Source organism: Parapedobacter lycopersici (assembly GCF_024643285.1).
Taxonomy (GTDB): Bacteria; Bacteroidota; Bacteroidia; order Sphingobacteriales; family Sphingobacteriaceae; genus Parapedobacter; species Parapedobacter lycopersici.
The window spans coordinates 878,156-901,345 of record NZ_JAMSLW010000001.1 but is presented as its reverse complement, the minus strand read 5'-3'; the positions used below and the strand labels follow the sequence as shown (position 1 = coordinate 901,345).

Genomic DNA, 23,190 nt, shown 5'->3' with positions numbered 1-23,190 from the left:
TGTTATACTGAAGCAGCATGATAAAAGACGACCATATAGATTTTGAAATCGCGGCGTTGATCGATAAATACCTCCGTAATGATATTCAGGAAGAGGAGCTGCTCGTATTGGAAAAATGGAGGGAAGCGCATCATACCCATGCTGAGCTGTGGGCAAGGTTAACGAATGTAGACTATGCCGGCACTCAATTACGGCAATGGCCTGACGATACCCGATCGGATACCCTGTGGTCACAGGTACAGCGCGCAACAACCGGTAAACAGCGGAGATTTCCCTTAAAACGTATTTTTGCATATGCCGCCGCGTTAGCGGTATTTGCGATGGCGGGATTATCCGTTTACTATGGTGTTTTTCAACAGGCGGATCCGCTGTCAGCAGCGCACCGGGAAACACCGGACACTGCCCCGCAGCAAGTGACTGTTCCGGAGATTCTTGTCCCGCCGGCCGCTGCCAACGAGATTACGCTGATTATGGGCGATGGGAAAACCGTTGCGCTGGGCGACAACCCGGATTTATTGCATGAGCAGGATGGTACACAGATCACGGAAACCGGCAGTGGGCTTGCCTATGCAACCGAAAAGCGGTCCGCGCAGCTGCCCGCCGTAATGAATACGGTAATAACTCCCGTGGCACGGACTTATCATTTAACATTGGCTGATGGAACGCGGGTATGGCTGAACGCGGCCTCCGCGATCCGGTATCCGACGGCATTTGATGGCGAGGAACGGCGGGTGACATTAAAAGGGGAAGCGTATTTTGAAGTGGCACACGACCGCGATAAACCTTTTATTGTCGTGACGGAACAATCACAGATCAGGGTGCTGGGTACCCGGTTCAATGTAAAGTCCTATCCGGAAGACAAAACCGACCGCACCGCATTACTGGACGGCTCATTACAGGTCTCTTCCCGTCAGGGTACACAGTCGACCCTGCTGCAACCCGGTTATGAAGCAGTGGTAACGGGTGAAGCAGCCATGGTTGTAAATAAGGCCGATGCCCGGAAGGTGCTTGCCTGGAAAGACGGGCTTTTCATTTTTGAAAATGAATCGCTTGTATCCCTGATGCATGAATTGGCAACATGGTATGGCATAAAAGCGCAATTTGCCGACAATGAGGTGAAAAACTATCATTTTACCGGCCGGTTGCGGCGCTATACGGATATCCAGTTCCTGCTGGATATCATTGCCGAAACTTCAAAAGTGCAGTTTACCCTGCGAAACGGTATCCTGTCAATCGATAAAATACACCCGTAACCGGTTCATAAAATTGGTATTGGTTTTTATATGTGCCCTTGTTAAAAAAACAGGGGCCGTTTTTTTCTTTCCTGTCACCCGTTTAATCCCTCCTGTTGTTTCTATTCCATAATCGGGGGAAACTCCCGTAACTAACACTTATAAATTGACATTATGATAAAAAATCAGTACACCTGTTTTCTTCAGGGCAAGGTTATGCGTAGCTGGGTGCTTGTGCTCGCCGCAATGCTGCTGGCGACCAATCTCGTTGCCCGATCCCAGCATCGACTGACCGTAACGCTAAAAAATGAAAAACTCGTCAAGCTATTCCAGATCATTCAACAGGAAACGAACTATCAGTTCATTTACAACAACGAAGATTTGGGAAAAGCACCGCTCATCAACGTTCATGCGGTGGGCCGCACCGTTGAAGAACTGTTGACGGAATGTTTTAAATATACCCCTTTACAATACCGGATCCGGGATAATACAATCATCGTTTTTAAGCCCGCTGTTCCGAAACAGCAGGAAATTACGGGCAGGGTGACCGACGCACAGGGGAATCCGCTGCCGGGTGTAACGGTATCCGTAAAGGGTACTACGGCAGCCACCACCACAAATGAGGAAGGAACATACCGGATCGCCGTAAGCCAGTCGGATGCAGCCCTGGTTTTTACCATTATTGGGTATGAGACGCGGGAATTGGCAGTTGGTACTGCCGCTGTTGTCAATGCCACGCTTCAGGAATCGGTAAGCGACCTGGATGAGGTAGTGGTGATCGGCTATGGTACGCAGCGCCGCAGTGAAATCACCGGAGCAATTTCTTCTATTAGCGGTGAAGAAATTAACCGCGTTACGGCCGGGGGCTTCCAGGAAGCGCTGCAGGGAAAAATTGCCGGCGTCAATATCACCCCCACCAGTGGACAGCCGGGGGGAGCGTTGGATATGAATATCCGGGGGGTCACTACCTTCGGGAATGGGAATCCGCTTTTCGTGATTGACGGAATCCCGGTATTGACCGAGGGTTCAAGCCGGAATTTTAATCCGCTTGCTTCGCTGAATCCGGAGAATATCGAATCCATGCAAATACTGAAAGATGCTTCCGCATCGGCTATTTATGGTGCCCGCGCTGCAAACGGTGTGGTAATCATCACAACCAACCGGGGCAAAGCCGGCGCCACACAGGTGCAGTTTAAAGCGACTGCGGGGTTTTCGGACGTGACTAAATTCCTGCCATTGATGAACTCGGCGCAATACATTGATTATGCCACGGAAGCCTACCAGAATGCAGGGAGAACGATCCCCGTTTCATTGGTGGAGCCCCTAAAATCAAAAAACCTCCAGACAAATACCGACTGGCAGGAAGAAGGGTTCAAGCGGGCGGCGAGCCAGAATTATTGGCTAAGCATTTCCGGGGGTAACGAATCGTCCAATTACTCCTTCTCGCTGGGTTACCTCGGCCAGGACGGCACGTTGCCTAACAGTAGCTATGACCGCTATTCTGCACGTATCAATTCCGATTTTAAGATCGGAAAGCGTGTACGGGTAGGCGAAACCGTGGAGCTAAGCCGGAATAAGTGGACCGGTACATTTAACCAGGCGTCCTATACCATCCGCCAGTTGCTACAGCAGTCGCCCACGGTGCCTGTGTATGACCCCGATGCCCTAGGTGGTTATGACGGGCCCCGACTGGAATATTCGCCGGTAGGCCGGCAGAATACCATTGGCACGCTGGCGTTAACCGACAGCCGGAATTCCGACAACAAAGTGATGGGGAACACATACGTTGAGGTAGACATCCTGCCTGGATTGACCAACCGGTTTTCCGCAGGCGGCGAGATGACATTCAATAACGTATTTGAATTCATACCCACCTACCGGATGGGGGACCGGGTAAATAATATGGCGCTGTTAAATGAAGACAACGGTTCGAACAGTTCCTACATTATTGAAAATGTATTGACCTACAAGAAGACTTTCAACGAGGTACACGACCTTACCGTGGTAGCCGGTTTATCACAGCAGAAATCATGGATTAAGAATATCGGCGTTGCGGTGCGCGATTTTCCCAATAATGACCTGCGCACCATCGGAGCCTCATTTGAAAATATGAACATCACTGGCAACGAGACCAGCTGGGCGCTTCGTTCGCAATTGGGCAGGGTTAGCTATTCGTATAAACAGCGGTATAACCTGATGGCTACCGTGCGGCGCGATGGATCATCCCGGTTTGGAAAAAATAACCGCTATGGTGTATTTCCTTCGGTGTCGGGTAGTTGGATCCTGAAGCGTGAAAATTTCCTGGAAAATGTAAACGCCATCTCCGGATTAACGCTCCGGGCCAGCCACGGCCAGGTGGGAAGCCAGGAGATCAGTAACTTCGCGCAATATGCCGTAGTGGAACGGGCGGTGAACTATGTGTTTGGCATCGATCAGTCGCTATCGTCGGGCTCCGCTTACCTGAGCATGGGCAACCCAAACCTGAAATGGGAGGTGACTACCCAGACCAATATCGGGCTGGATGCCGGATTTCTCGATAACAGGCTTTCCCTGGTGATGGATTACTACATCAAAAATACCGATGATATCCTGTTGCGGCTTCCGGTACCCACCACATCGGGAATCCGGCGGAACGAGGGAGCATTTGTCAACGCCGGATCGTTGCAGAATAAAGGCTTCGAGCTTACGGCTACCTACCGGGATCGGATCAACGATTTTGAATATTCATTGTCCGGCAATTTCGCTACGAATAAGAACCGGATTACCAGTCTTAATGCGGGTAAACCCATTATTGCCCAGCTGAACAGTGGCAAACAATCAGCCCTTACCATTACACAGGAGGGTGGAGAAGTAGGTGCATTTTATGGCTACATCATGGAAGGGATTTTCCAGGACTGGGACGAAGTGAATGGACATGCCAGCCAGTCGGGTTCCGCTCCCGGCGATATCAAATACCGTGATCTGGATGGAAATAATGTGATTGATGCCAACGACCAGACGACAATCGGCAGCCCGTTCCCCAACTTTACCTATGGCTTTAACTTTAACTTTTTATACAAAGCCTTTGATCTGTCCATCGCCCTGAATGGAAAGCAGGGACACCAGTTGTATAATTTGATCTGGTCCGACCTGAATGAGGGTGAAGGGGATAACAATGCCACCACCGAGATGCTGAACCGGTGGTCGGTAGCCAATCCTAATACCGTTATTCCGCGGGCGGTAACCGGAAACCCGGGGCAGAACACGCGCCCTTCCACCCGGTTCCTTGAGGATGGATCATTCCTGCGCATACAGAATGTACAGCTGGGATATGACCTGAAGGATGCTTTAAAACGGTGGAATGCATCGCTTCGGATTTATATCGCCGCTAATAACCTGGCTACCTTCACCAATTACAAAGGATATAATCCCGAAATCGGATTACTGACCGAGGGCAGTCGAAGTTCACTGACCCGGGGGATTGACTTCGGGATGTATCCCATCCCGCGCACCTTCGAAGCAGGGCTTCAACTTGGATTTTAACTGACTTGCGATAACAAAAGATACTTATCATGAAAACGAATATAATTGCCGGAGTCGCGTTAGCCGGAAGCCTGCTGGCCGGATGCAGTGCCGACTTCCTGGATATTACCCCTACCTCTTCATTAACTGAGGATTCATTTTTCAAAACGCTGACGGATGCGAAAGCAACAATCACCGCTGCCTATAACCCGCTCCGGGCTGCGGGGCTTTATAATAACAACTACGCCAAAGTGACGGATGCCCCGACTGATGATGCCATCATCTACAATACCCAAGGACTTTCACTCGATTCCTGGAGTTTTGCAACCAATGACGCGATTATTGACGATGTCTGGCAGACTTGCTATGAAGGCATTTTCCGGGCCAATATTGCCCTGCAGAAGCTGCCGGGTATGGAGATAGACGAAGCGGCAAAAGGACGCATGCTGGGAGAGGCCTATTTCTTACGGGCATTATATTACTGGCACCTGACGGCATTGTTCGGTGAGGTACCGATGATTACCGAGGCAGACCCGACGGATGCCGATAAAGCCGTGGTGCCCAAAAGCGCGTTAGCCGATCTGTACGATTTTATGGTTGCCGATCTGAAACAGGCCTACGAATTATTGCCTAAACAGGCTGAGTACAGCAGCGCCGATATCGGCCGGGCCTCTAAGGCGGCGGCGGAAGCGCTCCTGGGAAAAGTTTACTTATACGCCAAAAATTACCCGATGGCCGAAACACACCTGGGCAACGTAATGAATTCACAGGAGTATCAATTGGTAACTGATTTTGCCGACCTGCTTGTGGTGGATAATAATCCCGAGTCCATCTTTGAAGTGCAGTTTGCCGACCTGATTAATCAGGGAAGCGTCCGTATGGTGAATAATTACCCGCAGGGACAGGGCGGCTATGCTAACCTGCTTCCGACACAGGACTTGGTCGATGAATACGAAGCTTACGACGGGCCGACAGCCATTAACGGTGCGGATCCCCGGCTTTACTACACTATATTCCGGCAGGGCGATCCTTATGACGATGTTTCACCGGTTTATCAGTCGGCCTGGACGCCTACGGGTTTCACCATGAAGAAAGGACTGTATCCGGTTGAACGGACCAACAATACGTATGGCTGGCGGAATGTACCTGTTATCCGGCTGGCCGATGTCATACTGATGTACGCGGAAGCCGCCAATGAAAATAACAAACCCGATGAAGCGATTGCCGCCATTAACAAGGTGAGGAGCCGGCCCAGTGTCGAAATGCCCGAACTGCCCACGGCCGAATTTCCCGTAGGTAATAAAGAAGAGATTTTCGAAGCCATTGTACATGAGCGCCGGGTAGAACTCGCCTTTGAGTACCATCGGCTGCATGATGTCAGGCGGTGGGGACTGGGTGAAACGGTATTTGGCCCGTTGGGGTACCAGGCTAAGCATCGATTCTATCCGCTTCCGGAATCTGAAATTGACAATAACGGTAAATTGGAGCAAAACCCGGACTATAAATGACCCGAAACCTGAAATCGTTTCCCAAACCATTGAGAAATGATTAGTTTTGTCGGGAATAACAAGGTAGTCATAAGGTAAATGCCTTATGATTACTTCGTTTTTTATCTATCGCTAACTAATAGACACAATAAACAAATTAACGAACACGAATGATGATTTTTTTCAAACCAATCACATCCTGTGTAGCCGCTGTTGCTTTTAAACGCATCATGCTATCAGGTCTTACCCTGCTTTGCTCCGTATTAATGCTGCATGCGCAGCAATACGATATGCTGATTAAGGGCGGTCACGTAATTGATCCTAAAAACAACATCGACGGCATTATGGACGTCGGTGTGAAAGATGGCCATATCCTGCGGGTAGCCAAGGATATCCCCGCTGCGGAAAGCGTAAAAGTGGTTGACGCAAAAGGGCTGTATGTCAGCCCGGGATTTATTGACATACACGGTCACTATTTTCACGGCACTAACCCGCATACCGAATACAGCAATGGGTTCAACGCATTGAATCCGGATCAATTTACCCTTCCGGCTGGCGTTACCACCGCTGTGGAAACCGGCGGTTCCGGCTGGCGGAATTTCGTGCAGTTCAAGGAGCAGGTAATTGACCGGGTGCAGACCCGTATTTTTGCCATACTCAACATTGTTGGACACGGGATGTCCGGTGTGCACGAGCAGAACATCGAAGATATGAACCCGAAAATGGCTGCACTCGTCGCCCGTCAGTACCGGAAAGATATTGTCGGTTTTAAACTGGCGCACTACAACGGTCACGACTGGACGCCGGTGGACAGGCTGATCGAAGCCGGTAAGCTTGCTGAACTGCCCGTAATGGTTGATTTCGGAAGTGCAAATCCCCCTTTATCCCTCGAAACATTGTTTATGGAGAAATTCCGTCCAGGCGATATTTACACCCACATTTATGGTGGTGGCAGCGGCGGGCGCCAGGGCGTGCTGGATGAGAATGGAAACGTACGTCCTTTCCTGCTGGATGCCCAAAAGCGGGGTGTAATATTTGACGTGGGTCATGGTGGCGCCAGCTTTTCTTATGCCAATGCCGTGCCGGCGCTGGCGGCTGGAGTTAAGCCAAATACCATCAGCACCGATGCCCACGGACGGAGCGTGCTGAGCGGTATGAAAAGCATGACCAATGTGATGTCTAAATTTTTAAACATGGGTATGACGCTTAACGAGGTGATCACCGCTTCCACCTGGAAACCGGCAAATGTGATCCATCATCCCGAACTGGGCCATTTAAGTGAGGGTGCAGTTGCCGATATTACAGTCTTTAACGTGCTGGAGGGTGATTTTGGTTTTGCTGAACGAACAGGCATCAACAAAATGATGGGTAAATACAAAATCGAAGCGGAAATGACCGTAAAGGACGGAAAGATCGTATGGGATCTTAATGGAATATCGGCACCGCTGTGGGACGCTTCCAATTAATACATAACACACATATGAATTTGCAATCCAATTATTTCACACATGGTAACACGTTTAAATTTTAGTAGTGGTACAGGACAAATCGCTTTATTAACTTAACTAACTAAACACACATGATGACTAAAAACTACTTTTCTGACTGGACAAAATTATGGTATGTCCTCTCCGGAATACTGTTGGTCACCGCCTTGTGCAGTCACGTACAGGCACAGACAGCTAATTACACGATCAGTGGATTAGTAACAGACGGCAGAACAGGCAATCCCTTATCGGGGGTAGCCGTGCGCCTGGAGGGTACAAACGCCGCTGCATCTACGGATGACAACGGCCAGTTCACCATTACTACATCCGTAGCCGCAGGCACACATACCGTTTCCTTCTCTTCCGTGGGCTATTCACGGCAGGCGCAAGCAGTTGAATTCGGTAGCGGCACCACGGTAAGGGTCGATGCACAATTGGCCCAGGATGTCGTGGGACTTGACGAAGTGATCGTGACCGGAACATCGGCCGGTACTACACGGCGGCAACTGGGTAACTACGTGGGGAGTGTAAGCGCGGAAGAATTGACCAAAGGCGCGGCCGGAAACGTATTGACCGGCCTGCAGGGCAAGGTCGCCGGTGCACAGATTACCCAGAACCAGGGCGATCCGGCAGGCGGAATTTCGGTTCGCCTGCGTGGTATCAGCTCCATCAGCTCTTCTTCTGAACCGTTGTATATTATCGACGGGGTAATTGCCAATAATTCCACTTCAAGTGTAACTGACAACCAGCAAAACCGCCTGGTTGACATTAACCCGGCGGATATTGACCGCATCGAAATATTGAACGGTGCAGCGGCGGCGGCCATTTACGGTTCCCGCGCAAATGCGGGTGTGGTACAGATATTTACCAAGCGCGGCACAGCCGGAAAGCCTTCGGTAACGTTCTCAACCACCTTGATGGCCAACCAGCTGCGTAAAAAGCTGCCGATGAACATGGCACCCATTAAATTCGGTGGCCCGACGGATGGTCCGGGTGCCTTCACCCAGGACCTGATCACTGCGCCGCTTCAGACAACAACAACGGAAGTAACCCGGTACGATTACCAGGATTATATCTTCCGGAATGCATTCGGTACGGATAACAACGTGTCCATTGCCGGTGGTACGGAAGGAACGAAATACTATGCTTCAGCATCGTACTTCGATAACCAGGGGATCGTGCAAAATACCGATTATACCCGTTTTGGCCTGCGCGCCAACCTGGATCAGGTACTGACGGACTGGGCAACGGTACGTGCCGGTATCAACTATGTGCGCAGTGATGCCAATGAAAAACCCTATGGAAACGGATTGATGACACCGGTAGGTATCCAATGGATCATTGCCAACTTCCACAACATCTGGGATCGCGACGAACTGGGCAACCTGAAAGCGGTGGGCGAACGCGGCCGTGTGAATCCGGTATCCATTATCGAGGACTTTAAGCAACGGCAGGGAAATAACCGGGTATTAGCCAATTTAGGTGTAAAACTCACCCCGATTGAAAACCTGATCATCGATTACAATGTAGGGGTTGATAACTCTTCTGCTATCGGTACCTTGCTGGTTCCCCCATACACCTATAACGTAAGTACCGGCAGCGGCTCATACGGCGGAGGCCCGACACTGGATCCTTCCCTGAATGGCTATGCCCGGAAAATTGCGGCGTCGCAGTACATGTTCAACACCGATCTGAACATCACTTATAACATTGATATTTCCGATAAATGGGCTTCAACCAGCCAGTTGGGTTATTCATACCAATACCAGAATGAAACGGCCAGCGAAGTAAACGGACGGGGTTTAGCTCCATTCGTCGAAACGGTAGAGGGTGCAAGCACACCGGGCCAGAGCCAGGATAACCGCAGTGAGTTTTCTGTTGCTGGCGGCTATTTCCAGCAGACCTTTAAATACGACAACCAGCTGTTCATCACCGGTGCTGTCCGTCTGGATGGCTCCAGCATGTTTGGTGTCGACCAGCGGAACCAGGTTTACCTGAAAGGTAGCGGTAGCTATGTGGTTTCCTCGACCCGGTTCTGGGAAAACATGGCTGTTTCTTCCTGGTGGAACCTGCTGAAACTGCGGTTGGCTTACGGCGAGTCAGGTAACCTGACGGGCATTGGTGCTTACGACCGATTCAATGCATATTCTACGCTGTCTTACCTCGGAAAAACATCGTTCTCGTCGAGCTTTGTACAGGCAAATGAGACCGTAATGCCCGAACGCCAGCGCGAACTGGAATACGGTGCTGACCTGTCCTTCCTGCAAAACCGGCTGGGCTTAACGGTCAACGTTTACCATAAAAAGGTAACCGACATGCTGCTGAACCGCCAGGTGGCACCAACCACAGGCTTTACCAGCCGGTTGGATAATTTCGGCAGCATGCAGAACAACGGTTTTGAAGTCCTGTTACAGGTAGCTCCCGTACGGAATACCGACTGGAACTGGGACCTGACGTTCATCTACAACCGCAATCGGAACAAGGCGCTGGATATCGGTGAAGGCGTTACCTTCTTTACACCCGGATCTTCTGCACCGGTGGCTATCGTTAACGGAGAGCCGGTTGGTATTTTCTACGGCACGTACTTTGCGCGCGACGAAAAAGGCGACCTGCTGTTAACGCCGAGCGGTGCACCGCAGACGGAGCGCGGTGTGCAGTCCGACCTGCTGAACCCGACACCACAGCGTGATGAAAACGGCCAGCCGACAGGTGAGGTATTGCGGAAAGTAATCGGCAACCCGAATCCGGACTGGAACGGCTCGTTCGTGAGTGAACTTTCCTACAAGCGGCTGAGCTTCCGGGTACAGTTTGATACCCAGCAGGGCGGCAACATGTGGAATGCCGACTGGCGGACCGCACAGGGTGTTGGCTCAGGTAAAATTTCGGAAATGGAATACTTAGGACAATTGCCACGGGGCTATATTGCCGGGGCATATAACGTAGAGGAATGGCGCGTGCATCAGGGATCTTACGTGAAGCTGAGGGATGTTTCTTTTGCCTACACGTTCGGTAACCTGAAACCGTTCAGCAGCCTAACCGTCAACGTATCGGGCCGGAACCTGTATTCGTGGGATAACTACGTAGGTTATGACCCTGAAGTTAATTCAAGCGGTCAAAGTACCTTGCAGCGTGGCATCGACTTCGGTGCGGTGCCTGTGCCAAGAAGTTTCAATTTAGGTATTCAAGCTAAATTCTAAGTATTACAATCATGAAAAGGAAACTATTTAATATACCGGTTTTGGCCATTGCGATTGCGTTGACAACCGGAAGTTGTGTGAAAGATTACGTGGATCCGGGACGCGCTACCGAAGATCAGCTGATTGCCGATGTAAAGGGCCTCACGGGAGCCGCAGCTGGTTTACAGCGGTCGTACTCCGTGGACCGTACCAACCTGTATAACCGTGTAACGGCAAGCGGATTTTTGACCGGTGAATTATTTCTGCTGAATCAGGGTAACACGGCCGAATATCAGCTGAGTGTTGGCGGCGATGAGCTGGATGGCCGGAACACGCTGTTGGCTGGCCTGTGGTCGAGAAGCAACAAGATCATCCGTGATGCCGACCTGATCATCACCAATGCCAACAACTTAAGTGACCAGTCGGTAGCCCGTGCCATCGTGGCTTATACCACGATTTTTAAGGCGCTGGCCATCGGCGATCTGGCCATGTTCTGGGAACAGATCCCGAATGGTACCGGCGAGAACGTTACTTTTATTCCGCGGAAAGATGGATATGTGCGTGCGATTGCCGCAATTGACGAGGCTTTGGCTGGTATTGATGCCAACCCGATCAGCAGCGCGTTCCTGAACACCATTCCGGCAGGTATCGATATTCCGAATACCCTGCGGGCACTGAAAGCACGGTATGCATTGTTTGCCGAGGATTACGACCTGGCGCTGGCGGCAGCTGAATCTGTTGATTTGACGAAACCGTCGACGTTTAACTACGATGCCCTGGCGCAGAATCCTATTTTCTCACAGGTGACATCCACCAATAACATCTGGCAGCCGATTGACGATTCCCTGGGCTTACCTGAAGGATTGCAACCGGATGCGGATGACCAGCGGATTCCGTTTTACCTGGACATCAACGAAGAAATTTCCCCCCGTTTCCGGGTAGGTGGTTTTGGCGATGCCCTGGACCGTGCCTGGCCGGTATACCTGCCGGGTGAAGTGACCCTCATTAAGGCTGAGGCGTATGCGCGCAAGGCTTCACCGGATTACGTGAATGCCCTGCTCGAACTGAACAAGGTGGTGACCAAGACACCTGCCGAAGATGCCTTTGGCGTTGGTGCCGGCTTATCACCACTGGAATCGCTTTCACCGGAAGGGTTATTGGCCGCGATCTACAAGCACAAATCCATTGAGCTGTTCATGTCCGGCCTGCGTCTGGAAGATTCACGTCGGATGGAGCGCCCGCAGGAAGAACGCAAACGGAATTTTGTGAACTACCCGTTTGCTGAGCGTGATCAGAATCCGAATACACCGGCAGATCCCGCATTTTAATCCGGTTTTTACGGAGCTGCCAACAGAATCGGCAGCTCCGTAAAAACTTTGGTATAATCCACCGGTTCTCTAAATATATTTTATATTTGGCTATTATTGCTGGATTAAAAAATCAATTATGAAACTAACAAAGTTATCTGCCTTGGGGGCAGCAGTGTTATTATTTATGGGCACGGCGTGTGCACAGAAGAAATACGACGTCATTATCGGTACGTATACCAATACCGGTAAAAGCGAAGGAATTTATGTGTACTCTTTCAACGAGGAAACCGGCGCGTTGACCTATAAAAATAAGGTTGGCAATGTCGATAACCCGTCGTACCTTACGGTTTCGCCGGATCGGAAATTTGTTTACGCTATTTCCGAATCAGGAGAGAATAGTTCGGTATCGGCATTTAATTATGACGTGGCTACCGGAGCTATGTCTTTTATCAATAAGCAACCTTCCGGAGGCAGAGGACCGTGCTACGTAGAGATTGACCACACCGGAAAGTTTGTTTTTACGGCGAACTATGGCAGTGGAAGTCTGGCCGCGGTGCCGGTACTGGAAGATGGATCCTTGGGTCCGGACCTGCAGCAGATCGATCATACCGGCGCGAGTATGGTAAAACCTTCACAAAAAAGTCCCCGGATGCACTCCGTGGTGATGGATCCGGAAAACAAATTCCTGATTGCGTCTAACCTGGGAACCGATAAAATCGGTATTTACCATTTTGATGCCACGAAGAAAAGCCATCCGTTAACCCCGGCTGATCCGGAGTTCGTATCATTGGAACCGGGAAGCGGTCCGCGCCATTTTGATTTTCATCCCAATGGCAAATTTGCCTATTCGGTGCATGAGCTCGATGCGAACATTACCGCGTTTACGTATAATAACGGTAAGCTGACCCCGGTTCAGACGATCACCATGCTGCCCGATAATTTCGAAGGCAAAACCGGTGCGGCGGATATCCATGTTTCTCCTGACGGTAAGTTTGTTTATGCTTCCAACCGATTGGATTTAAATGAAATCGTGATTTATTCGGTAGATCAGTCAACCGGTAAGCTGACATTCGTAGGACGGCAATCGTCAATGGGTAACCACCCCCGTAATTTTGCCATTGATCCCACGGGTAATTTCCTGCTGGTTGCCAACCAGAATACCGATGATATCTACGTGTTTAAACGTAATAAAGAAACGGGATTACTTACGTTGACAGATAACAAGCTTGAATTAGGGCGGCCGGTCTGCCTCAAGTTCGTAGCAGTTAATTAACGGATGTAATTACACGCTTTTGATCATTGGCCATTTTAACCGGAACACGGGAAAAATGGCCAATGTGATTTTAAATAACCCTGCAATGCCAAGCAGCATATTGGCAGCCCCCAATGTAACCGAAGATTAATTTTTTAACCAATTAATAAAAACCCACTCACTACTGAATCGTGGTGGCGTGCATTTGAAATCATCCCATGACTTGGACACAGACAACCGACCCGTTAGGCAATATGGTCTTATCCGCCATTGCCGCGGTCATTCCCATACTTTTGCTGTTTTGGGCACTTATCATCAAAAAGATGAAGGGCTATAAGGCCAGCCTGCTGGCTACGGCCGCCGCCCTCGTCGTTGCCATTGCGATCTACGGCATGCCCGTTAATTTGGCGCTGCTCTCGGCCGGGCACGGCGTATTATATGGTTTATTTCCCATTTGCTGGATTGTTATTACCGTGGTATTCCTGTTTAATGTTACCGTCAAAAGCGGCCAGTTCGAAATCATCAAGCATTTCATGGCATCCATTACTGACGACAGGCGATTACAGGCACTGATTATAGCCTTTTGCTTCGGTTCGTTCCTGGAGGGTACAGCGGGCTTCGGTGCTCCCGTTGCGATCACCGCAGCCATGCTGGTCGGTCTCGGCTTCAACCCGCTTTATGCAGCCGGAATCTGCCTCATTGCGAATACCGCCCCCGTGGCGTTCGGTGCGATCGGTACGCCGATCCTGGTGGCGTCACAGGTGACCGATATACCGGAAATGGCCATTTCGCAAATGGTTGGCCGTACGCTGCCAATCCTGTCGCTGCTGGTGCCTTTTTATCTGGTAATGATTATGGCCGGGTTCCGGAAAACAGTTGAAGTATGGCCGGCGATTTTGATTACCGGCGGTTCGTTTGCCGGCCTGCAGTGGTTTTCCTCCAACTTTCTGGGTCCCAACCTGCCCGATATCATTTCCGGGCTGGGTGCCACCGTTAGCCTGATTATTTTTCTCAAGTTCTGGAAGCCCCGGCAGGCGTGGAAATTCAAACACGAGGATCCGGCGCAGGAGCGGGAACTGCAGGTTTATTCAACCGGACAGATTTTACGGGCATGGTCGCCGTTTATTATCCTGACCATCATGGTGATCGGCTGGGGGATAGGTCCCATTAAAACAATACTTGATCAATGGGGTGCCGTCACATTTGAAATTCCGGGAATTCACCTTTCGATCCTTGACGTTGAGGGAAATCCCATGCCCCATACGTTCAAGTTCAATTACCTGTCCGCTGCCGGAACGGCCATTCTCTTCTCGGTGTTTCTCTCGTTGCCATTGATCGGCTTTGGCCTGAAACAGGCCGGCCGCGTGTTTGCCGATACGCTGAACCAGTTGAAATTCCCTATTATTACCGTGGGCGCCGTGCTGGGGTTTGCTTACATACTGAACGATTCAGGTATGACAATCAGCATGGCTTATGTGCTGGCTTCCACCGGTCCGTTATTTCCATTTTTCGCCCCGGTACTCGGATGGCTCGGTGTTTTTATCACCGGTTCGGATACTTCGGCCAATGCACTGTTCGGCAAGTTGCAGTCCGTTACGGCAACGTCGATCGGCGTAGACCCGGTTGTCGCTGTCAGCGCGAATGTTTCGGGCGGAGTCGTCGGGAAGATGATCTCGCCCCAGTCCATTGCGGTAGCTGCCGGTGCGGGCGGACTTATCGGGCGCGAATCCGAACTTTTCCGCTTTACCGTAAAGCACAGTTTTATCATGCTCTTCTTTGTCTGCTGTATCGTTTGTCTGCAGGCTTATGTGATCGACTGGATCATTCCGGCATATTCGGAAATGTCGGCGGTACAACACGCTGCAGCAGCCTCGCCGAACGTAGCCGACGGTGGTCTGTATCTGGGCGTTTTCGCCGTCTTACTGGCGATAATCTGCCTGCTGATCTGGCTGTCTTCACGGAACGAGGATCTGATCCCGAAAAATAACCAACAGTAAAACGAAAGGGGCTTTGTAAAGCCCCTTTCCATTTTCATCTCTCCGGTATATTTTTTACCTTAGCAGGAAGTCACCTAAACCAGGCCCTGCCTGCTATCGTCATTTTGTTTCAACCAACCGAAATAACGCCGGATCGTGCGGTTTATAGCGGACACATTCCCTTTGTCCGGTTCCTGTTAGCGCTTTCCTCCGGAATCATCGCGGGGAACCTGATCGCTCCGACACACGTGGTTTATGCAGCCCTTGTAACGGTATGCCTGGCCTCCCTGGTTATTTTTCTGGCAATAGCCTGCTTTGGTAGGTTATGGGGCCACCGGTACGCTGGGATACCCGGAGTTTTTTTTCTCCTGTTCCTCGCTGCTTCGGGCTGGGTGCGTGTATGGCAGCCCGATCCGGCGGTTGATGCCACGCATTTCAGTCGTGCCCGGTCCACAGCACTGCTGGGCTATATTGCAGATGAACCTTCGGTCCGTGACGGGCATATCCGGTTTCCCTTGGCCATAACCCATTGCAAGGGGGCGGATACGCTTATGGGTTGTTCAGGTATGCTGATGCTGACCATCCGCCGCGAAGACCGTATGGGACGGTCGCCATTTGCCTATGGCGACCGGTTGGTCATTCCCGCGGATTACGAAGCGGTCGAACCACCGTATAACCCCGGTGAGATGGATTACAGGCGCTACCTGGCCAATCAGAATACCTGGCACCAGGCCTATTTGCCCGCTATGGATGTACATAAACTGGATTCGCGTGGTGGCCACCCCCTGGTCGCCCGTGCGCTGGCGCTGCGTGCGCGCATGGTTGCTAAATTTGCCCGTTGCCTCTCCGACAGTGTTGCCCTTTCGGTGGCGTCCACGCTGATCCTGGGCTACCGGGCAACCCTGAGTCCGGAACTGATTGATTCATTCTCCGTCACAGGTACCATCCATGTGTTAAGTGTATCCGGCATGCATGTGGTTATCGTATGCTGGCTGCTGGCCAAACTACTTGGCCGGATGGGCGGCGGTACTTACGGCCGGATTGCCCGGTTGATGCTGCTGCTCGCCGGGATCTGGGGCTATGCGCTGCTCACCGGTTTTTCACCTGCCGTGTTGCGGGCTTCCATGATGATCAGTATGATCGTGTTGGCGACCGGCTTTGGGTTGTCACACCAGCAATATAACAGCATTGCTGCTTCGGCATTTCTCCTGTTGTGGTACCATCCCAAATGGCTGGCTGATATTGGATTTCAGCTGTCGTATCTGGCTGTGCTGGGCATGGTCTTCCTGCTTCCCACCCTGCAGCGTATGTTTCCCCTCCGTCATCCTTACCTCAGGCCGGTAGCAGACTACGCAGGAATGTCCGTTGCTGCACAGGCCGGTGCAGGGCCACTGGCAGCTTATTACTTTCACCAGTTTCCGCTTTATTTCCTACCGGCCAACCTGCTGATCGTCCTGCCGGTAAGCGCCATCATGTACCTGGGGTTTGCCCTGCTGTTACTGCCTTACGGCGAATATTTAACCTGGATCGGACAGTTGCTGGAATACCTGATTTTGCTGACCTATTGGCTCCTGGACAGCATGGCCCAGTGGCCCCTGGCGCGTATTGCCGGCATCCGGATGTCCTGGTGGGAAAGCCTGCTGCTTTACCTGGGTATTATCCTGTTTGTGCGGGCATGCTCCGGGCGCAGTAAGCGCATGCTGTATGGCGCGCTTGGAGTTATCCTGCTGCTGGGTTTTTCGTCCAGCCTAAGTGAATCCGGAAAGGTCGGCAGGCATGAAGTAGTGCTGTTTAATACAGGCCGTCATATGGCAATCGGTTTTATCGGACCGGATGACGCGTGGCTCTACAGTGACCTGCCTGCTGCCGATCACCCTACCATCCGGTTCCGGGTAATGCCGGAGCTGGAATCCGCTGTTGCCGCCAACCGCATTCATTTTATACGGCAGGACCGCAGATACCGGGACGACCGGCTCTATATCCGGTCAGGCCTGATCCAGTTCGGCGACAGGCGCGTCCTCGTTTACGATAATGAAAAGTCGTATCATGGTCGGCTGGATGTGGATATCCTGCTGTTGCGGAATAATCCGCACGTAGGACTGGATGAACTGCGGCAGGTATTTTCTTTCCGGCAACTGGTACTGGATGGTTCCAATTACGACCGTACCATTGCCCGTTTTACCGCGGAAGCGAAAAGCGCAGGTGTTCCCGTTTATGTATTGAAGCGCAATTTTGCGTATGTTTGGCCAACTGAAGCACCGTTGCCATGAACATCGCCGCTATCCTCAAAAAATACTGGCAATACGACGCATTCCGCCCCCTGCAGGAGTCGATTATCCAATCGGTACTGGACGGACGGGATACGCTTGCGCTGATGCCAACCGGCGGGGGCAAATCAATCTGCTTTCAGGTTCCCGCGCTGGCACGTGACGGGATATGCGTGGTCATCACGCCGCTGATAGCACTGATGAAAGATCAGGTGGAACAGCTTAAGGCCAGGGGGATTTCCGCCGTCGCCATTTTTTCCGGAATGACAAAGCGGGAGGTGGACATCGCACTCGACAACTGCATCTATGGATCGGTTAAATTCCTGTACCTCTCACCCGAGCGGCTTTCGAGCGACATCGTGCAGGAAAGAATACGCCACATGCGGGTCAACCTCTATGCGGTAGACGAGGCACATTGCATTTCGCAATGGGGTTATGACTTTCGTCCCGCTTACCTGAACATCGCACAGCTGCGGCTGCTGCACCCCGGGGTACCTTTCCTTGCGCTGACAGCCACCGCTACGTCCGAAGTTGTTACCGATATCCAGGAAAAGCTGGCGTTTTCACAAAAGCAGGTGTTCCGGAAAAGTTTCTTCCGCGGAAACCTGGCTTACATGGTCTTTGAAGAAGAGGATAAAATGGGCCGGATGCTCCGCATCATCCGCCGGATCGGCGGCAGCGGCATCGTGTATGTGCGCAACCGCCGGGAAACACAGGAGGTAACCCGCTTCCTGCTCCATGAAGGAATTTCGGCGGATTTCTATCACGCAGGCCTCGAAACACCGTTGCGCATGGAGAAACAGGCGGCCTGGAAAAACAACCACACCCGCGTTATTGTGGCGACGAATGCGTTCGGCATGGGCATCGACAAACCCGATGTCCGGTTTGTCATCCACCTTGACCTGCCGGATACGCTGGAGGCCTATTACCAGGAGGCCGGAAGGGCAGGCCGCGACGAACGGAAGGCACATACCGTGCTGCTCTACCACAAGAGCGACCGTGTCCGGCTGGAAAACGCATTTACGTTAAGCTTTCCTCCGGTCGATTTCATCGCCATGGTCTACCAGCGGCTTGGGAATTACTACCAGCTGGCTTACGGAGCAGGTGAGCAGCTGGTGCTCGATTTTGATATCGGCGATTTCTGCAATAAATACAAACTGGATGCAATCCAGACACTCAATGCCCTGAAATTCCTGGAGCGCGACGGCTGGATCAGCGTCTCCGACAGTGTATACCTGCCATCACGGGTAAAAATGGAGACAAATGCACAGGAACTGTATAAATTTCAGGTGCAGTATGCCCGGTTCGACAACCTCATCAAAACATTGCTGCGAAGTTACGGCGGAGCGTTCGACCATTACGTTCCGATCCGGGAACAGGAGCTGGCAAAACGGACCGGAACCAGCTACAAAGCGGTGGTGCAATCCCTGGAGCAGCTTCAACAGCTTGAAATAATAAGCTATTTACCTAAAACGGACCACCCCCAGCTGACTTTTCTCCGTCCGCGCGTAGATAACCGGCACCTGCATATCGACCGGCAATACATTGAAACGCGTAAAACCGTCAAACGCGGACAGCTTGACAGTGTGTTTGGATACCTCGAGACGGCCGGCTGCCGGAGCAGTTACCTGCTGACCTATTTTGATGAATCCGATGCCCCGCCATGCGGAAGCTGCGACCGGTGTATCCGTTCGCAGAAGAAAGCGGGCGACGAAGAGAAAATCGGCCGGGAGCTCATCCAGCTGCTGGAAACACATGGTCCGATGACGGTTCACGAGCTGGTATCGAAGGCACAGCTTGGCGATGAAGCGGATTGGGTCCGCATACTGGGGCAATACCTGGATCAGGGCAGGGTCAGGGCCGAAGACGGCCGTTATTCCCTGCGCCAGCGCACAGGTTAATACCTATTTCCTCTTGTAAAACACGTCATTTTTAGCTACTTTTGTGACCGCAATCCAATACTTGTTGCACATATTAGCTACACTGATCACGATTAACAATATTATGTCAAAAAACACCAAAATTCTTTACACCAAGACCGACGAGGCGCCTGCCCTGGCGACGTATTCGTTCTTACCTATTGTCAAAGCGTTTACGGCCCCCGCAGGGATTACCGTGGAAGAGAAGGATATTTCACTTGCAGGCCGGATTCTCGCCAATTTTCCCGAGCAGTTGACCGCTGAACAACAGCTGGGGGATGCCCTCGCCGAGCTTGGCCAGCTGGCTACCACGCCGGAGGCAAATATCATCAAGCTCCCGAATATCTCGGCTTCCATCCCGCAGCTGAAGGCGGCCATTAAAGAATTGCAGGCAAAAGGTTATGCGGTTCCCGATTATCCGGAAGAAGCGAAAACGGACGAGGAGAAAGCCATTAAGGCACGTTATGCCAAGGTGTTGGGTTCGGCGGTAAATCCGGTGTTGCGGGAGGGGAATTCCGATCGCCGGGCGCCCCGTGCGGTGAAAAATTACGCCAAGCAGCATCCTCATTCCATGGGCAAGTGGAGCAGCGATTCCAAAACCCGTGTAGCTTCCATGGCCGATGGTGATTTTTATGGAAGCGAGCAATCGGTTACGGTGCCGCAGGCAACCACCTTCAGGATTGAATTTGTTGCGGAAGACGGCGCGAAAACCGAGCTGAAAGCCGCCGCACCGCTGCAGGCCGGCGAGGTCATCGACTCCTCGCGCATGAGCCTGGGCGCATTGAAAAGCTTCGTTGCCGGGGAAATCGCCGCAGCTAAGGCTGCGGGCGTGCTTTTGTCGGCACACCTGAAGGCAACCATGATGAAAGTGTCGGACCCGATTATCTTCGGTGCGATTGTAGAAGTTTATTTTGCCGACGTTTTCGCGAAATACGCGGAATTGTTTGCTTCGCTGGGTGTGGATACCCGGAACGGACTGGGCGATGTCTATGCGAAGATCGCCGGACACGCACAGGAAGCAGAGATCAAGGCAGCCTTGGCTGCGGCGATCGCGGACGGCCCCGACCTGGCCATGGTCAATTCGGATAAAGGAATAACCAACCTGCACGTACCGTCGGATGTCATTGTCGACGCATCCATGCCGGCAATGATCCGCAGTTCCGGAAAAATGTGGAACAAAGCGGGGGAACTGCAGGATACCATTGCACTGATCCCGGACCGGAATTATGCCGGTGTATATGAAGCGACGATCGAGAACTGCAAGCAGCATGGCGCTTTTGATCCCGCCACGATGGGATCGGTGTCCAATGTAGGCTTAATGGCCCAGAAGGCAGAGGAATACGGTTCGCACGACAAAACCTTCCAGGCAACAGCCAAAGGCACGATCCAGGTCGTTGATGCAGCAGGCAACGTGCTGATGGCGCAACAGGTGGAAACGGGCGATATTTTCCGGATGTGCCAGACAAAGGATGCCCCCATCCGCGACTGGGTGAAACTGGCGGTAAACCGTGCCCGGAATAGCGGTACCCCTGCGGTATTCTGGCTGGATGAGCAGCGCGCACATGACCGGCAGATTATAGAAAAGGTAAACACCTATTTGAAGGAACATGATACTGCCGGACTGGATATCCGCATATTAAACCCCGTAGAAGCAACAAAATTTTCGCTGGAGCGAATCCGGAAAGGGGAGGACACGATTTCGGTAACCGGAAACGTGCTGCGCGATTACCTGACCGACCTGTTCCCCATCCTCGAATTGGGTACTTCGGCAAAAATGCTGTCTATTGTTCCGTTGATGAACGGAGGCGGATTATTTGAAACCGGGGCAGGCGGATCAGCACCGAAGCACGTTGAGCAGTTTGTGGGCGAAGGATACCTGCGTTGGGATTCCCTCGGTGAGTTCCTGGCCCTTGCGGTTTCCCTGGAACACGTCAGCCAAACCCAGGGCAATGCGAAGGCGCTGGTACTTGCAGAAGCACTGGATGCCGCTACGGAGAAATTCCTGGAGAATGATAAGTCGCCTGCACGGAAAGTAGGGCAGATCGATAACAGAGGTTCCCATTTTTACCTGGCATTGTATTGGGCAGAGGCACTGGCCGCCCAGCAGCAGGATGCCGCGCTTAGCGCACTGTTTGCTCCGGTCGCCACGCAGCTGGCCAGCAACGAAGCACAGATTAACCAGGAGCTGATTGACGCCCAGGGTAAACCCCAGAACATCGGCGGTTACTACTTTGTAGACGATCAGCTGGCGGAAAACGCCATGCGGCCGAGTAAGACGCTCAACGGCATTATCAGCCAACTGGGCCAGTAAATAAGAGGTTCTTTCCATAAGGGAGCTTTCCGGATAACGGAAAGCTCCTTTTTTATGTCCATATCGCGCGGGTAGCTGTTTCGGAGCGATGGGCGCCGTCAGCGGCCATCCGGGTAGTGCCTGCCTATCCAGTCCACCGTGGCAGTAATCATCTTCCGCAACACCTGTTCATTTGCATCGGCCAGCTTTTTCAGGTAGACACAGGCCTTTCCGCTCCGGTGCTTGCCTAAATCGTGCAGCAATGCTGTCCGCCCCTCAAAGTCAGCGGCGAGGTAGAGCACCAGTTCCTGCTTGCGTGGCGAAAAACCGACGAGGGGTGCATCACCCTCGTGTCCACTGTCGTACCGGTAATGGTACCGGCCGAAACCCACGATGTTCGTACCCCACATACGGGGTTCCAGACCGGTTTCGGACGTTATGATGGCAATTAGCCGCAGGCTATCCTCCCGCCGGGTGTCATCGGCCACGGTGCGGATAAAATTGAACACATTTTCCGTGGTTTCCACGGTTTTATTCGCTGTATTGGCCATCGAAGCTATTTTTTGTTTTTGTACTTATCGTGAAGTCCAATCCCCTGCAGGATCAGCGGCTTGATTTTTTCGATCCGGGATAACCGTGTGGCTTCCTGCTTGGCCTCGGAAATATAGGCAGCATATTCGTTCTGCCGGTATGGGCTCAGGTTTTCGAAATGCCGCCGAAGGGCATCGTCCGCTAACGCATCCTCAAGTTGGGGCGGGATGGGCAGTTTTCCTTTCGGCTGCGGTTTCCAGGTTCTTCCTTCGGCCTCATTCGCCATCGCTTCCTCAACATAGGCGCGGATCAGCGCTTCGTTGATCTGCTCACGTGCTGTAAACCGCCACTGACGAAGGGCATTTGTCTTACCTTCCTGTGCATTGGTGAGCACATGGTGGCTGTCCCGGAGAAACACGCCGTTGTAGAACCACAGCGTGAAGTGGGACTTGAAACCGGCGATTCCCACGACATTCCGTCCGTTGAATGTAAATACCGGTATGCCCCATTTGGTAGTTTCTACCATCGGTGTTTTTCGGAGGATGGCCAGCAGCAGCTCCAGTTCTTCTTTCCAGCGTTCCTGCATATCGTGTCATTCATGTGCTTCACTGACCGGCTCCAGGTAACCACGGAGCCGGCGTAGCAGAGCGTTCCGTTATCGTTAAACAAACTTCGGTAAAGTTTCCATGAAAACCAGCGCATCGCGCATAAAAAAACTCCCACTATGCACAGGGCGTAGTGGGAGTTTCAACAGTGGTATTA

The 23,190-nt window shown here is 52.0% G+C and carries 13 protein-coding genes; 11 read left to right on the top strand and 2 right to left on the bottom strand.

Annotated elements, in window-relative coordinates:
- Positions 1–17 precede the first annotated feature (17 nt).
- From NEV57_RS03965 to NEV57_RS03915, 11 genes are all read left to right on the top strand, one after another.
- Positions 18–1,253 carry a FecR family protein gene (locus NEV57_RS03965; RefSeq protein WP_257656975.1) on the top strand — a complete coding sequence of 412 codons (1,236 nt, stop codon included), beginning with the start codon at positions 18–20 and terminating at the stop codon, positions 1,251–1,253.
- A gap of 153 nt (positions 1,254–1,406) precedes the next feature.
- Positions 1,407–4,754, top strand: coding sequence for a TonB-dependent receptor (locus NEV57_RS03960; protein ID WP_257656974.1), 3,348 nt, complete (start codon positions 1,407–1,409; stop codon positions 4,752–4,754).
- 29 nt (positions 4,755–4,783) lie between these two features.
- Entirely contained in the window at positions 4,784–6,241 is a 1,458-nt protein-coding gene (locus tag NEV57_RS03955; RefSeq protein ID WP_257656973.1) for a RagB/SusD family nutrient uptake outer membrane protein, read from the top strand.
- Between the two features lie 149 nt (positions 6,242–6,390).
- Complete coding sequence (locus NEV57_RS03950) at positions 6,391–7,686, top strand: amidohydrolase/deacetylase family metallohydrolase (protein ID WP_257656972.1); 1,296 nt, start codon at positions 6,391–6,393, stop codon at positions 7,684–7,686.
- A 113-nt stretch (positions 7,687–7,799) separates the two neighbouring features.
- Positions 7,800–10,904, top strand: a complete 3,105-nt coding sequence (locus NEV57_RS03945; protein WP_257656971.1) for a SusC/RagA family TonB-linked outer membrane protein — start codon at positions 7,800–7,802, stop codon at positions 10,902–10,904.
- 11 nt (positions 10,905–10,915) lie between these two features.
- Positions 10,916–12,211 carry a RagB/SusD family nutrient uptake outer membrane protein gene (locus NEV57_RS03940; RefSeq protein ID WP_257656970.1) on the top strand — a complete coding sequence of 432 codons (1,296 nt, stop codon included), beginning with the start codon at positions 10,916–10,918 and terminating at the stop codon, positions 12,209–12,211.
- Positions 12,212–12,329: 118 nt separating this feature from the next.
- Entirely contained in the window at positions 12,330–13,466 is a 1,137-nt protein-coding gene (locus tag NEV57_RS03935; RefSeq protein WP_257656969.1) for a lactonase family protein, read from the top strand.
- A 197-nt stretch (positions 13,467–13,663) separates the two neighbouring features.
- A complete protein-coding gene (locus NEV57_RS03930; RefSeq protein ID WP_307876382.1) occupies positions 13,664–15,442 on the top strand; it encodes an L-lactate permease in 1,779 nt (592 codons plus the stop codon).
- Between the two features lie 104 nt (positions 15,443–15,546).
- The gene (locus NEV57_RS03925) at positions 15,547–17,691 is read left to right on the top strand and encodes a ComEC/Rec2 family competence protein (RefSeq protein WP_257656968.1); all 2,145 of its coding nucleotides are present in this window, start codon (positions 15,547–15,549) and stop codon (positions 17,689–17,691) included.
- Positions 17,688–19,589, top strand: coding sequence for a RecQ family ATP-dependent DNA helicase (locus NEV57_RS03920; protein WP_257656967.1), 1,902 nt, complete (start codon positions 17,688–17,690; stop codon positions 19,587–19,589). Before NEV57_RS03925 ends, NEV57_RS03920 begins: the two co-directional genes overlap by 4 nt.
- Positions 19,590–19,692: 103 nt before the next feature.
- The gene (locus NEV57_RS03915) at positions 19,693–21,918 is read left to right on the top strand and encodes an NADP-dependent isocitrate dehydrogenase (protein ID WP_257656966.1); all 2,226 of its coding nucleotides are present in this window, start codon (positions 19,693–19,695) and stop codon (positions 21,916–21,918) included.
- Positions 21,919–22,016: 98 nt separating this feature from the next.
- On the opposite strand, the gene NEV57_RS03910 is transcribed toward NEV57_RS03915, so the two are convergent.
- Together NEV57_RS03910 and NEV57_RS03905 are read right to left on the bottom strand one after the other, a co-directional pair.
- Positions 22,017–22,448 (bottom strand): DUF1801 domain-containing protein, encoded by a 432-nt coding sequence (locus tag NEV57_RS03910; RefSeq protein ID WP_257656965.1) that lies wholly within the window; start codon positions 22,446–22,448, stop codon positions 22,017–22,019.
- 5 nt (positions 22,449–22,453) lie between these two features.
- Positions 22,454–23,014: a YdeI/OmpD-associated family protein gene (locus NEV57_RS03905; protein ID WP_257656964.1), complete on the bottom strand. Its 561-nt coding sequence runs from the start codon at positions 23,012–23,014 to the stop codon at positions 22,454–22,456.
- Positions 23,015–23,190 lie beyond the last annotated feature (176 nt).